Genomic DNA, 13,678 nt, shown 5'->3' with positions numbered 1-13,678 from the left:
TGGGTAGACTCACCGCTCGCGACTCGTCTGCGCCGGCGTGAGGAGTGTTTGTCGCCGCAGACAGGCGTCCATCCTCGTTTCGACACTGCCGATCGGCACCGGATCTCGGGCCGATGCACCCGCTATTACTGTGGCGCAACGAGCCTGACCGACATGACCTGTACCGCTCTCGATTCAGGTGAGGGCAGCGACCCTCAGGCTCCAGTGTCGAACGGCTCCACGCCTGCCTCAGGTCCAAACCGTCCATCAACGACCCCACGGAAGGAAGCGACTGCACATGAAGGAGGAAACTTACCCGGATGGTGGCAAGTCCAGTCCAAACCGCCGAGCATTCGTAGGTGCCATTTCGGGGAACGCCTTTGAAGCGTATGACACCGCCATCTACGGTTTCCTCGCGGTGCAAATGGGCGCATTGTTCTTCCCCGGAAGCAATCACACAGCTCAGACCTTGGGCAGTCTTGCGCTCTTCGGCCTCACCTTCTTCGTGCGGCCACTCGGGGCATTGATCTTTGGCCCACTCGCGGACCGTATTGGTCGGACCCCGGTTCTCGTCCTGATGATCTCGCTCATGGCGCTGGCCACAGCAGCCGTAGGGCTACTTCCGGCCTACTCCAGCATCGGCATTACCGCAACGGTCGCTCTGGTGGGTTGCCGGATGCTTCAAGGTCTCGCAGTTGGGGGCGAGTACGGCACCGCTACGAGCTTCCTGACGGAATATTCTCGGCGCGGGCAACGAGGCTTCGGGACCAGCTGGTATATCTTTTCGAGCCTCAGCGGGTTTCTGCTCGGCAGTCTGATGGTCACCGGGTTGTCCGCCTTGCTCAGTGACGACGAGATGATGAGTTGGGGATGGCGGATTGCCTTTTTGATCGCCGCGCCGCTCGGATCAATAGCGATATTCATCCGGCTCCGAATTGAGGAGTCGCCGGAGTTCGCAAGGATCTCGGCCCAGCGCGAGACCTCCCGCGCACCACTGAGAGAAACACTCTCGTACGGCAAAGAGCTCCTACTGACTGCCGGCGTGGGAACGCTTCACTCCGTCGCCTTCTACATGGCATTCTCCTACGCCACCACCTATGTGGCTGTCGTTGCCGGACAGGGACATTCCGTCTCATTCGCCTCGACGGTGGTGGCATGCTGTGTGGGGCTGGCCGTTCTACCCTTTGGAGGAAAGGCCTCCGACAAGTGGGGTCGCCGCAGAATTCTCATGATCGGGGCATTGTGGTGCGTGATGGCCGCCTACCCCGGCTTCCTCCTGATGTCGAGTGAGTCGGCGGCGGGCGCCTTCGCCGGCCAGGCTCTCCTCGCGGTGGGCGCGGGAATATTCTTGTCGACCTCGGTGGCCACGATGGCCGAACTGTTCCCGACGCGAGTTCGCTCAACTGGGTCATCGGTCGGATACAACGCCGCAGCCGCACTGTTCGGTGGGACCGCGCCTTTCATCTCGACCTTCCTGGTGAGCACGACGGGCAACGACCACTCTCCCGCGCTCTATCTGTGCGCAGCGGCGATAATCGCACTCATCGCCGTGTCGATCATCCGAAATGATCGGCTACACACTGGAGCGGAGGTGACCGCACCCACCGTGGACGCTGACCGGCCCACAACAGCAGCAGTGGGTCGTGTCACTCCTGATGGCGAGTCGGCGTAAGGACGGCGTACTGGAATTCGCCGCAGCGATCCGGGCAGCTGAATGTGCGTCCGGAGGCGCTGCGGAACTGGAACTGCCAGACAGAGGCCGATCACGGCGAGCGCGACTATTGGCCGTCGACGTCGATGCTGGAGGAGAACCACCTCCTGGCGAAGGAGAACGCCGATGCACAAGCAAGGCGATCGGGGAGTACCTCGCCGGTCACACGGTTCCCGTTTCCGAGTCGATCCCCGCTCCACGGTGGTCGTTAGCCGAGAAGTGAGTGTGATGCCTCACGAGAACGGCTGAAACTCTCCCATGTATCTCACTGCGACGAAAAGCAAACCGCAGTTCCAATACCGACTCGCGCACATAGAGGTGTGAATCCCAAGAATTCCCATGAGTATCGCAGACGGGGGGCTACCGAGGAGGAGGCCCTTGGTCACTTTGGAATGACAACGAGCCGGTTCGTCGAGCGTCCGCGAATCGAACGGTGCATTCACAGATTGGCGGGTCGACTTGGTCATCACCGACCGTGGTCGGCTGACGGCGGCGTAGCAGAGTGCTGCTCCGCGATGCGCGATGATCGCCACTTGAGATCCGGAGATGGCTTCCGTACAAGCTATTGCGAGACCGCTGTCTACTCGCGCAGTACACCATCTAAAGTCTGGGTTGCGGGCAGGCTCACCGTTCGCGACTCATCTGTGCCGGTGAGGGAGCGACAGGCCGGCTCTGTGCCGGTGAGGGAGCGACAGGCCGGCCCAGGCAGACGCACATCCATGCTCTGCGATCTGGTCACGATACAGATTTCGGAGTGTGGATGTGCGTCGGTCTGGACACACGGCGTGCAGGGAGCGTCGACACTCGTCGCCTTCGATATGCCGCCGGGCAGAGGTGAGTTACGAGTCTGGAATCTCCGTGGTGTAGCGCGTCCCTTGGACACCTCCCCGCGACCAGTGACCAGCGCCCTGAACGCCCAACCCGTGACTGATGTTCTCCTGCAGTCCGCGTCGGAAGCCGATCGTGATCGCTGCCTTCGTGTAGCGCAGGACCGGCAGGCTTCGCGCCGCCAAGTCGTTACAGAGCTTCCATGCTCGATCGTGCAGCTCGGAGAGCGGAAGAACCTCGTTGACCACCCCGAGTCGGTGAGCCTCGGACGCGGTGATGGCTTCGCCGGTGAGGAGGAAGTACTTCGACCTGGTCGGACCGAGAAGCTCACCCCAAATGATGTTCACTCCATCCCCCGGGACCGTATTCCGGACCGCGAAGTGCGCGCGGTCGGCGAAAAGAGCATGATCGGCAGCCAGCACGATGTCACCCATCACCGGAATTTCGGAGTGGATCGTGGCGGGCCCGTTGACCACTGACACGACGGGCACGTCGATGTCGTCGAGACCGGTCAACATCCGGCGCCCCTCCCACCACAGCTCGTCCCAGTCCATTTCCGCAAATCCCCGGACGTCGATCTCCGCGCAGAACGTGTCTCCCGATCCGGTGAGCAGGACAACCTTCGTCGCGCGGTCCGTGCCGACCCATCGGAACGCATCGGTCAGGTCGCGGTGTGCGTCCGCGCTCCACACCAACGGCCCGTCATCGGTGTGGAAGCGCAACTCGGTGACTCCGCCGCGGTGTGACACCGCGACATTCGGCCACTGGGGTAGTTCGGGCATGGCTTACTCCTTACAGCGTGAATGTTCGACCAACCTCGACCAGCACAGCTGCCGCACTCGATTCGAGCAAGGGCTTGACAAGCACCGGTCACACTAGAGTAAGTATTATACCTATAAATCGGTTAAATGGACGCTTTGGAGGATGGCATGCCGGAACGACAGTTCGAAGACGGCTGGCTCGAATTGGACGGGCTTCGAATTCACTACACGGAGTGGGGATCTCCCACCGCAGAGCCCGTGGTGCTTCTCCACGGTCTCAATGTGCAGTGCCACACCTGGGATCCGATCGCTGCGGAACTGGCTGACGAGTACCACGTGATCGCTATGGATATGCGCGGTCACGGTGACAGCGGATGGTCCCGGGCGGGCTACCGTGTGCGATCGATGGCGCGAGACGTCCATGGACTCATCGACGCGCTCGGTCTCGGTCCGGTCAATCTCGTCGGGCACTCCGCTGGAGTGCGGGTAGCCATCGCGGTGGCGGGGGAGCGCCCCGAGATGGTGCGCCGCCTCGCACTGTCGGACGCCGGCCCGGCCAACTCGGCGTCGGGCGCAGTCGCGATGCGTGACTTCATCCAGGCGACGACCAACATCAGGGGATTCCGCAACGAGGACGAGGCGCGACAGTTCTACCTGGGATTCCACCCCGAGTGGCGGCAGGACTTCATCGACCTGCACGTCCAGCATCAGCTGCGGCGGAACTGGGCCGGCAAACTCGTGCCCAAGGCGGACCCGGATGTTCAGTGGATTACCGGCTCTGTGAGCCTTCCCGACGTCACGTATTTGTGGGAGATGTCGGCGCTTCTGACTATGCCCACGCTGCTCATGGTCGGTAGGACGAGCAATGTCCTCGACGAGCAGGTTGTAGACCGCATGTTGCAGACAATGCCCAATTCGACAGTTCGCTGGTTCGACACCGGTCACTACGTCCCACGTGAGGCACCCGAGGAGTTCACCGAGGTCCTCACCAAATTCCTCGCGAACGACTGACGAGAACCTGAAGGCAGGATTGAGATGACGAACGCTCGGCGCCGCTACGCGCAAATGAAGAGTCTGCTCGAGGTACCGATCCTCAACGACAAGTTCTGGGGAAAGGTTCCCACTGTCAAGGCAGATGCCATCATGTTGGATCTCGAAGACTCCACGACACCGGGCAACAAGGAACTGGCGCGAGACCGCATCGTCCGGGCCCTCGACGAGCCGGAGTACTTCGGTGGACGTCATGTGATCGTGCGGGTCAACAACTTGTCCACACCATGGTGTCGTGACGATTTGGCGGCCCTGGCCGAGGTCCGTGGCGACTTCCTCATCAGCTACCCGAAGGCAGAGACTGCTGAGGAGATCGCCGAGGTTCGGTCGACGATGGCGGCCGGTGAACCACGTGGACTTCACGTCATGATCGAGACCGCTCGAGCGGTCATAGAACTCGACAGCATCGCCAAAGCCGACGGCGTAGTCGGCCTTCACTTCGGCTACGTCGACTATGCCGCGGACGTCGGTTCACGTCCGTTCAACGAATCCGGCGACGATCTATATGCGCCATCGAATCATTATGTGCGGACCAAGATTGCAGTTGCGGCGGCCGCGTACGGTCTCTTCTGCACCGGTGGCACCCTGATTCCGGAATACAAGGACCATGACAAGGTGCGGAACTTCGTCCGCACTTGGGCCGACCTAGGGTACACAGCCTGCATCGCTGTGTCTCCGGCGCACCTCGACATCATCAACGAGGCATTGACTCCAAGCTCAGGGGAGCTAATGCGCGCCCAGGAAGTCTGCGCTGCGTACGAAGAGGCGATGAGTAACGGGGATCCCGCAGCTGTTCTGTCGGGCCGGGTGATCACCATGCCGGACTATCGCGTCGCGAGTCTGGTCCTCGCGCGCGCCGGCGAAGAGGTGGGTGCAGCATGACGATGATCCGAGATGAACCAGCGAGCACTGGTGGTCTCAGTGAGAAACTTGCCATCGGACTAGATGCCATCGCACAGGGCGATCATTCGCCAGAGGCGGCGGCATCGGCGAAAACGAGGCTGTTACACGCAGTTCGAGTAGCGCTCACGAGCCGCGACCTACCTGCCGCGGAGTTGGCGTGGAGCGCTACGGGTACAAACTCAGGAAACTGCGTCGTCATCGGCCGGGCGGAACGCCTGAGCGGGCCCGATGCCGCGTTCGTCAACGGAGTGACCAGCCACAGCAGCCTGAAAGAAGACTGCGGCCCGGGGGGACTGCGCGAAGGTAGCCATCCCGGCACATATGTCATTCCTGCCGCTTTGGCAGCGGCCGACATGGCGAACAGTTCGGGATCAGCGTTGTTGCGGGGTGTTATTGCGGGCTACGAGGCGGTCGGCCGGATCGGCGCGGCAAGTCCGCCCGGGATCGGCCTGCGCCGATTTCGCCCGGTGGGTGTGATGGGTCCCTTCGGCGCGGCAGCCGCTGCGGCTGCAGTGTGGAACCTGGGCCCGGCGGCAACGTCCCGAACACTCGCCATAGCTGCAAATATGGCCGCGGGAACAAATCAGGGCATCTACGAGGGCACCATGGAACCGTACTTCCATGCCGGCGTGAGTGCCAGAAACGGCATCCTCGCAGCTCAGCTTGCCGCCGCAGGAGCAGTGACGTCACACCAGAGCTTGGAAGGTGAGTTCGGATTCTTCGAAACATATGGTGGTGAGCAGGGTGCCACGGACGAAGTAACTGTGGAACGCGACGAGTACGCCGTCTCACGTGTTGGTACGAAAAGATTCGCAGCCTGCATGCAGAACCAGCAGACACTCGCGCTGATCATCGACACCGCGCCTGCAGACCTCAACGTCGGTGACATCGTCGGTGTGACAATCCGCAGGCCCGCGACCGGGACGAACGGACTGGGAAGCCCGGGAGTTTCCCGCATTCCCCCATACTCCAACATGTTGCAGGCGCAGATGTCGGCCCGGTTCACCGCGGCGGCAGCACTGGCCGGCGCGCCTGTCGAAGACCCGACCTACTTTCGGAATTCCTATGCAGATAGCGCTATCACGGCGCTGGCCCGGAAGATCACGCTGGACAACTCGACAGACGGATCTGTCGCGGTGGAAATCAAGCTGCCCGATCGAGTGATCGTTCTCGACTCCGACATGTCGAGCACACTTTTTCCCTCTGCCGAGGAAATCCGCGATCGATTTCTCCGGGATGTAGGGGCGAGTGAGGGATTTGCCCACGCAGGCAAGCTGGCTGCCCTGATCGACGATCTCGACCAACTCACGCTCGCCACTCAGCTCACCGATGCGCTGTGCATGCCGAGGGTTCCGTAGGTCGGTAACTCTCGACGCATCATCAGTCTTACAGGAGATCTCATGGACACCATCGTTGTTGCCGGAGCATCAGCGGCAGGCCTGAGCGCCGCGCGCCAGCTGCGGAAGTCCGGCTTCGCCGGCTCGATTCAGCTCGTCGACGAAGAACCCCACGGCCCCTACCGGCGACCGAAGGTATCGAAAGGCCTACTCAACGGACAGGTCGACACTAATTCGATCGCAGTCCGCTGGCCTGACGAGCTCGGATTGGAGCAAGTTTTCGGTACTCGACTCACCGCACTCGATCTCCAGTCACGGGAACTGCACATCACCTCGGATTCCGGCGCGGCGGTATTGGGCTTCGACGGATTGGTCATTGCGACCGGAGCCTGCGCCCGACAAACCCCATTCGACACCGAGCTACGAGGTGTGTACACACTGCGCACTCTCAGCGACGCGATGGCCATGCGCGAGGACCTCGATCACGCCGCATCTGTGGCGATCGTCGGGGGCGGATTCATCGGCCTCGAAGTCGCGGCCGTTGCTCGAGCGATGGGGAAGTCGGTCACGGTCCTCGAGACGTCCGATCGCCCTTTGGGGCGGGTGCTGGGGCCGGTCTTCGCAGATCACATTGCAGGTATCCACCGCGAACGCGGTGTCGAATTGCTCTGTGAAGTCGCGGTGACGGGACTACTCGCCGGGCCGGGGAACGCAGTCGCTGGTGTGGCCTTGACCGACGGCACCGCTGTCGAAGCTGACGTGGTGCTGGTCGCTGTCGGCTCAGCACCGGCGGTCGATTGGCTCGCATCATCGGGCCTGGACCTCACGGACGGAGTTCTGTGCGATGCCACGTTAGCTGTCGAGGGCGCGCAGGATGTGGTTGCCGCTGGTGACATAGCAAGCTGGTGGAATCCGTTGTACGGACGCCGAATGCGGGTAGAGCATTGGACTAATGCCACGGAACAGGGCGCCTATGCGGCTCGCCGTCTCCTAGGACTGCACGACATGAACGGGTTCGTCAGTGCTCCATACTTCTGGTCGGATCAGCACGGTATGCGTCTGCAGAGCATTGGTACGACAATCGGTCACGATCGCGCCGATATCGTGGAGTGCGCGGGCGAGCGCCTAGTCGTCGCATACTCGCGTGAGGGGCGGCTGACATGTGTTGCCGGAATCAACTCGGGCACTGCGGTCCAGAGTTACCGAAAGATGGTGCTCGAGGGTGAAACACGTGATGCCATGCGGAATATCTCCGATGCGACTGCTGACATCGCACGATGACACTGCCACAGTCCGCCGCCGGCATTTGCGCTACCACAGCCAGGCGTCTGACGGAGCTCGCGGCGGTACCTTCGACCTGCCCTTGTCCTACTATCGAGCTAGTCGCTCGACGTACCTGGTTCTCAATGGTGCCTCAGCGCCGAATGGAGATCGACTCGTCAGCGAGTTCGGTTCCTGCCGCCGCGCCGATGCCTGTACCTATGCCAAGGTGACTGGACCTCGATCGCGTGGTCGTCGTGCCAGCGTGGCAGGAAGGGGTCGTCGGCAACCAGGCAACTAGGCCTTACCGGATGACCTCCGATCTTGTACGTGTCCGTGCTTGTGGGCGGCAGATACGGGTATCCTGTCAACTATGGCTAATAACCGCAGAAATACCAGCGCCAAGCTCGAGCATACGCCTCTGTCGCAGCTCGCACCGTCGACAGCGCCATTGTCCCGGGGAACAAAGGTGTCCGAACGGATAGCCAGCCTACTGGTGGACGACATCATCAGAGACCGGCTAGGCCCCGGCGACCGGCTGCCGAACGAGCAGGCCATGGCGGAACGTTTTCAGGTCGGAAGAGGATCCGTGCGCGAGGCGCTCCGCCTTCTCGAAGTGCACGGAATGATCAAACTCAGGCTCGGCCCGCGCGGAGGTCCGGAGATAACCGCTGTCGATCCGAGAGAGGTAGGTCGCACCCTGTCGTTGTATCTCAGCCTTCGGGGTGCAACCATCGAAGAACTGGTTCAGACCCGGCTCATTCTCGAGCCCAAGGTGGCGCGTCTGGCAGCAGAGAACCGTTCGGGGGAGGACGAGCGTCGTCTGAAAGCCGCGCTCGCCGCTGAAGAGGCCAGCAGTTCACACGATTCGGGCTACATCGACGCCGCCAACGAATTCCACTACGTGCTGGCGACGATGACGGGGAACCGGGTCCTCGACCTCGTGGCGACAGCACTCAAGGACCTCTATACGCGCCGCATAGTCAACGACGGGGTCGCGCAAGAGGCCGCCGGGCCGAGCATCTGCCTCGAACACAAAGAGATTGGTGAAGCGATCCTACGCGGAGACGCCGATAAGGCAGAGAAGCTCATGTTGTCCCATATGGAGTTCTACGTCGACCGTGTCAGAAGTGTTGCACCCGGTTTTGTGACTTCCCGAATCAGCTGGGAGTGAGGACTTCTTGCGCGGCTGGTCGGCCTGGACGGGCCCGTCATCGCAGCCATATCGACGCGGTTGGACGGATGTGCGTGCGAGGCCACTGGTCGCCTCGGTTTCGCGAAGACTCGAGTCCCCCGAGGCGCTCCCGCAGGCCTTTCGATTCCAAGATTCGGGATCGATGTGTCGGCCGCCTGAGCTCAGTTGGGTATGCACCTCTGTGTCAGTTTGACCCGCTACCTCAAATCCGGACCAGACCCACCAGGCACCACCACCAGGGCTGCCCGAACCCGCGCTTGGACACCGGGCAGCTGGGTGGTGAAAGATGGAGTCATCCGAACGTGCTACGCGACGACCCTGTGGTGTCCAAATACTGACGATCCGGAGGTTCTGCGTACCTGCGCTCCGCACCCCATCTCTGACCGGTCAGATGCCAATTCTGTTCGTGCCAAGCATGGTCGGATGGCAGATGCATCCCCGGAAAGGTGCAACAGTTGCCGATCACCTCGATGCGGACCGGGTAGATTTCGACACCTTCGACACCTTCGACGCCTTCGACGCCTTCGAGGCGACCTGTGCTCTGGTCTGGCAGCCCCGCAGGAACGGCTGAACCAAGAGCCTTACCGCGCTTACGTCGCCCGCGCCTTCCCGGACCGCACCGTCCTGAGCCGGCTGGTAGGAATGTCCTCGCCGGTCAGTGCCACAAGTGGATTGAGGTCCGCCCCTCCGCGGTGCTCGCCGAGCAAGCCGCTCCAGCGGCGTTCGCCCAGTAGTCGTCGACCGCCATCAGGCGAAGGTATTGCCTGACAACGGCTATTACCACATCCAGGGGCGGCTTGACCGGCGGCGAACGCGAATTCGGACCTCATCGTACTTTGAGCTTGCCGGACAGGCGGCGTCGGCGATCGGTGATCGGATGGGGTCTTCCGCGACGAAACCGCAGCGTACATCGCATCTTCAGCAGTATCGAGTGGTTCCTTGCCCCGTGTCGGTGAGGTGGCCGCAGACAGCAAGATCTGGGCCAGTGCTTGACGTACGTCACACTTCCTGCAAGGATTCTAAATACACGCATAGATCGTATGGTACTGGTACATAAAGTTGCGCTAGGCGGATTGGAGTGCACGGATGCCCGTACTTTGCTGATATCGAAATATGCGGTCCAGCATAGATATTCGTTGATGATAGCCACGGTCGGTTCGCCTTTGTGGAGTTCGCCGACGTTTCGATCGTCGATCCAGGCCCGATGGTGGCACTACCGCCCGGCGCATTCGACGGGGACGATGGTCGCCGGACGGGGAGATGCTAGATCGAAATCTCGTGGAGCGGAGTAGTTTCCACTTGACACTTGTCTCGGAACCTGCCTTGTGGCGCGAAGAGCGAGATTGGAAGACCGTACGCACACCGAAACCCCACCGATAATGTCCAACTCGTACAAAATGACCTATTCGTATCGACCCTTCTTGCAGCTGGCGAGACGCGGAATCTACGGCTTCGCCGGCAAAGTGCAGGAATGCATAGGAAGGAAATCAAGTTTAGGATGGCAGAAACAGAGCTGGAAGTTCTTGTGCGCGAACTGAAGGATCGCCAAGACATACACGACTGTGTCATGAACTACGCGCGGGGGGTCGACCGTCAGGACCGGGAGCTTCTGCTCTCCGTGTATCACCCCGACGCCATCGATGATCACGGAATGTTCGTCGGGAACCGCGAGGAGTTCGCCGACTGGTGCCTGGGCATGCATATTGAAACCCACGTCTCTGGCCAGCATTGCATTCTGAATCATGTTTGCGATTTGGACGGAAACACGGCTCATTCCGAGACCTATTACATGTTTGCGGGGATGAACAGGGAAGGCGCGCCACTTGGAGTGAGCGGTGGCAGGTACATTGACCGGTTCGAGAAGCGATCAGGTCGGTGGGCAATTGCCCACCGGGTGTGTGTGCGTGACTGGGCCACTGGGATTGATCGGCCCGATCTGAACGATCCCTCGACCCTGACGGCAATTCGACACGCGCTCGACCCCGGGAAGCTTGAATTGCTGACGCGTGCGCCGGCATCACGTCGGGACCGGTTCGATTTGTCTTATGACCGCCCGCTTCGCTCGGATCCTGAAAGGCTTCGGATGGGAAGAATGTCATAGCAGGCAACGTTCGAATCGTCGGCTAAAGAATTCTTTGACGATCCCCGTTCGGTTGGCTCAAATTACTTATTTGCCCAATGCGCCTTCTCCTGAAAGAGATAGAGAATGTCGACAATCAAATCAACCTACATCAATAACGAATGGATTCTGGGGCGCGGCGCTCCGATGGAGTCGGTGAATCCAGCGACCCAGGAACGCATAGGACGTTTTGCCGGGAGCTCAGTAGATCAGGTTTCTCACGCTGTGCAGGCTGCGCGTATGGCTTTTGAGTCCGAGAGTTGGCGCTCGTGCGGTCCAACTGAGCGATCGAAGATCCTTCTGAACATCGCAGAGGCTCTGGAACAACACGGGGAAGAACTGGCTCAGCTCGTTACTTCGGAAGTGGGAACGCCGATTTCGCTCTCGCGCGGTATGCAGGTAGCCAATCCGATTGAGGTCCTGCGTTGGTACGCCGAGGTTGCATTGAGAGGGCCCTACGGATCGTACGAGACGGAGCTTCCGGCCTACTCGAACCCGGTGCCTTCATCCAGCATCCTTGTCAAGGAACCCGCTGGCGTCGTTGCCGCGATGACGGCATACAACTACCCGATCAATCTGCTGGCATGGAAGCTCGGAGGTGCGCTCGCGAGCGGCTGCACGGCCGTGCTGCTTCCGTCACCGCGTGGTGCGCTCACCAGCATCCGTGTCATGGAAATCATCTCGCAACTCGATCTGCCCGTCGGTGTCGTCAACATGATCGTCGGCGGACCGGACGTGGGGATTGCTCTGTCAAGCAACAAGGATGTCGATCTCATCACCTTTACCGGGTCGGACACCGTTGGCGGGAAGGTCATGTCACAGGCGGCGGAGAACATTACCGAAACCGTTCTCGAACTAGGCGGCAAGGCCGCGAACATCGTTCTCCCTGGGGTGGACCTGGCGACGGCGGTCCCAGCATCGGTCCTTCGATTCTGCCGGAACGCAGGACAGGGATGCGGCGCTTGGACTCGGATTCTTGTCAAGCGTGAGGAGATGTCGTCGTTCGTGGATGCAGCAGTCGAGTATCTCGCATCACTCGAGGTCGGCGATCCATCCGATCCTGACATCACAATAGGCCCGCTGATCTCCGCAGATCACCTGCAATTTGTACGTCGTAGCGTCGCCGAAGCGGTTGAGCGTGGGGCAAAGATCGCATTCGGGGCGGACGATCTCGGCATCGATATGCCGGGGAATTTCATGTCACCGGTCCTGTTGACCGATGTGCGTGTCGACGATCCAATCTGTGACCTCGAGTTGTTTGCACCTGTCGCTGTCGTCCTCCCGTACGACTCGGTCGAGGAAGCCATCCGTATCGCGAACACGAGTGCATACGGCCTGAATGCGAACATCACAGGCCGGCAGGAGGATGCGATGGTTCTTGCGCGGAAACTGCGTGTCGGAACTGTCACGATCAACAATGGCTCCGGCATGCGCCCCGACGCACCTTGGGGTGGGCTCGGGCGCAGTGGAACAGGCAGGGAACTGGGTGACAGCGGGTTTGATCAGTTCTTCCAGGTCAAACATATCCAGTGGCCAAATTCGTGACCCAATTGTGTTTATAAACCACACTAAATTCATTTTGGCTGCGTCACCGACGCACCATATCCAACCGTAAGAAGGGGAACCATGACTACAGTGTCTACGAAGGACGACGTGAGGCAATCCTATGGTCGACGTCTCGAGGGGCGAATCGCCGCAGTGGTTGGCGCAGGTTCGGGGATGGGAAGGGCCATCGCCCTCCGCTTTGCTGCCGAGGGCGCGCATGTAGTCGTTGCCGATCGTGACCTCGATGCTGCGCGATTGACGCATGAGGCCATTCTCGCCGGCGGCGGAGCAAGTCAGGCAGTCGAAGTAGATGCAACCAAAGAAGGGGACATGCGCCGCATGTTCGATGGTGTCGGCAAAGAGCATGGGAGACTGCATGTCTTGCACAATCAGGTCGGCGGCCCATCCCCAATCGGGTACGAGGTTCCAGAGGCGGAGTTCGACAAGGCTGTCGCTCTCAACATGAAAAGCGCTTTCTACGGCTACTCTTCGGCCTACGATCTTCTGAAGAAGGCTGAAGGTAAGGGTTCGATTGTTTTCACCGCCTCCACATCCGCATTAGTGGGTTCGCCGTTCAGTCCGCTTTACTCAATGGTGAAGAGCTCACTCATCTCATTCGCAAAATCCGTCGCATTATTCTCGGCGAAGGATTCGGTCCGAGCAAACGTCATCTGCCCGGGAGCGGTGGATACACCGATGCTCAGTGAGTTTCATGCGCAGGTTCCGGGTGTTCCGCTAGACGACGTGCAGCGAAATTTCGTATCCAGCATTCCGTTGGGTCGACCCGCCCGTCCCGAGGAGATCGCCGGGGTCGCTGCATTCCTCGCGTGTGACGACTCGAGCTTTGTCACCGGAGCGGTCATACCGGTTGACGGCGGCATGGTTGCGCGTTGACGAGGCAGGCGATTGATTCGCAGCATGCCCGAGGCGGCCAACGGGACTGACCGCCCACCTTCACTTGACGGAGACGGCATGGCGTTGCCCATCGGA

11 protein-coding genes are annotated in these 13,678 nt (G+C 60.7%); 10 read left to right on the top strand and 1 reads right to left on the bottom strand.

The features are described from left to right. The first annotated feature begins 277 nt into the window (after positions 1-277). Positions 278-1,651 (top strand): MFS transporter, encoded by a 1,374-nt coding sequence (locus I1A62_RS23045; protein ID WP_124396175.1) that lies wholly within the window; start codon positions 278-280, stop codon positions 1,649-1,651. A gap of 878 nt (positions 1,652-2,529) precedes the next feature. Here I1A62_RS23045 and I1A62_RS23040 read toward each other — a convergent pair. Continuing rightward, positions 2,530-3,300, bottom strand: a complete 771-nt coding sequence (locus tag I1A62_RS23040) for an enoyl-CoA hydratase/isomerase family protein (protein WP_219460026.1) — start codon at positions 3,298-3,300, stop codon at positions 2,530-2,532. Between the two features lie 147 nt (positions 3,301-3,447). On the opposite strand from I1A62_RS23040, the gene I1A62_RS23035 reads away from it, so the two are divergent. From I1A62_RS23035 to I1A62_RS22995, 9 genes are all read left to right on the top strand, one after another. Beyond that, a complete protein-coding gene (locus I1A62_RS23035; RefSeq protein ID WP_192582148.1) occupies positions 3,448-4,290 on the top strand; it encodes an alpha/beta fold hydrolase in 843 nt (280 codons plus the stop codon). 24 nt (positions 4,291-4,314) lie between these two features. Next, positions 4,315-5,211, top strand: a complete 897-nt coding sequence (locus I1A62_RS23030; RefSeq protein ID WP_219460023.1) for a CoA ester lyase — start codon at positions 4,315-4,317, stop codon at positions 5,209-5,211. Further along, positions 5,208-6,590 (top strand): MmgE/PrpD family protein, encoded by a 1,383-nt coding sequence (locus I1A62_RS23025; protein WP_219460021.1) that lies wholly within the window; start codon positions 5,208-5,210, stop codon positions 6,588-6,590. Before I1A62_RS23030 ends, I1A62_RS23025 begins: the two co-directional genes overlap by 4 nt. Positions 6,591-6,632: 42 nt before the next feature. Beyond that, on the top strand, positions 6,633-7,850 hold the full coding sequence (locus I1A62_RS23020) for an NAD(P)/FAD-dependent oxidoreductase (protein ID WP_219460019.1): 1,218 nt from the start codon (positions 6,633-6,635) through the stop codon (positions 7,848-7,850). A 352-nt stretch (positions 7,851-8,202) separates the two neighbouring features. After that, positions 8,203-9,003 (top strand): FadR/GntR family transcriptional regulator, encoded by an 801-nt coding sequence (locus I1A62_RS23015; protein ID WP_124396169.1) that lies wholly within the window; start codon positions 8,203-8,205, stop codon positions 9,001-9,003. 412 nt (positions 9,004-9,415) lie between these two features. Beyond that, complete coding sequence (locus I1A62_RS23010; RefSeq protein ID WP_219460016.1) at positions 9,416-9,595, top strand: hypothetical protein; 180 nt, start codon at positions 9,416-9,418, stop codon at positions 9,593-9,595. Positions 9,596-10,522: 927 nt separating this feature from the next. After that, entirely contained in the window at positions 10,523-11,125 is a 603-nt protein-coding gene (locus I1A62_RS23005) for a nuclear transport factor 2 family protein (RefSeq protein WP_124396167.1), read from the top strand. A 105-nt stretch (positions 11,126-11,230) separates the two neighbouring features. Continuing rightward, positions 11,231-12,688, top strand: coding sequence for an aldehyde dehydrogenase family protein (locus I1A62_RS23000; protein ID WP_219460010.1), 1,458 nt, complete (start codon positions 11,231-11,233; stop codon positions 12,686-12,688). 81 nt (positions 12,689-12,769) lie between these two features. Beyond that, positions 12,770-13,582 carry an SDR family NAD(P)-dependent oxidoreductase gene (locus tag I1A62_RS22995; RefSeq protein ID WP_219460009.1) on the top strand — a complete coding sequence of 271 codons (813 nt, stop codon included), beginning with the start codon at positions 12,770-12,772 and terminating at the stop codon, positions 13,580-13,582. The last annotated feature ends 96 nt before the right edge of the window (positions 13,583-13,678 follow it).

It is taken from the genome of Rhodococcus sp. USK10, from assembly GCF_019378875.1.
Classification (GTDB): Bacteria; Actinomycetota; Actinomycetes; order Mycobacteriales; family Mycobacteriaceae; genus Rhodococcus_F; species Rhodococcus_F pseudokoreensis.
This window is presented reverse-complemented; position numbering and strand designations above follow the sequence as displayed.

Excerpts from the sequence above, each read along its gene's own strand:
- I1A62_RS23045 (WP_124396175.1), top strand. The coding sequence starts at position 278 with ATGAAGGAGGAAACTTACCCGGATGGTGGCAAGTCCAGTCCAAACCGC.
- I1A62_RS23040 (WP_219460026.1), bottom strand. The coding sequence starts at position 3,300 with ATGCCCGAACTACCCCAGTGGCCGAATGTCGCGGTGTCACACCGCGGC.
- I1A62_RS23035 (WP_192582148.1), top strand. The coding sequence starts at position 3,448 with ATGCCGGAACGACAGTTCGAAGACGGCTGGCTCGAATTGGACGGGCTT.
- I1A62_RS23030 (WP_219460023.1), top strand. The coding sequence starts at position 4,315 with ATGACGAACGCTCGGCGCCGCTACGCGCAAATGAAGAGTCTGCTCGAG.
- I1A62_RS23025 (WP_219460021.1), top strand. The coding sequence starts at position 5,208 with ATGACGATGATCCGAGATGAACCAGCGAGCACTGGTGGTCTCAGTGAG.
- I1A62_RS23020 (WP_219460019.1), top strand. The coding sequence starts at position 6,633 with ATGGACACCATCGTTGTTGCCGGAGCATCAGCGGCAGGCCTGAGCGCC.
- I1A62_RS23015 (WP_124396169.1), top strand. The coding sequence starts at position 8,203 with ATGGCTAATAACCGCAGAAATACCAGCGCCAAGCTCGAGCATACGCCT.
- I1A62_RS23010 (WP_219460016.1), top strand. The coding sequence starts at position 9,416 with ATGCCAATTCTGTTCGTGCCAAGCATGGTCGGATGGCAGATGCATCCC.
- I1A62_RS23005 (WP_124396167.1), top strand. The coding sequence starts at position 10,523 with ATGGCAGAAACAGAGCTGGAAGTTCTTGTGCGCGAACTGAAGGATCGC.
- I1A62_RS23000 (WP_219460010.1), top strand. The coding sequence starts at position 11,231 with ATGTCGACAATCAAATCAACCTACATCAATAACGAATGGATTCTGGGG.
- I1A62_RS22995 (WP_219460009.1), top strand. The coding sequence starts at position 12,770 with ATGACTACAGTGTCTACGAAGGACGACGTGAGGCAATCCTATGGTCGA.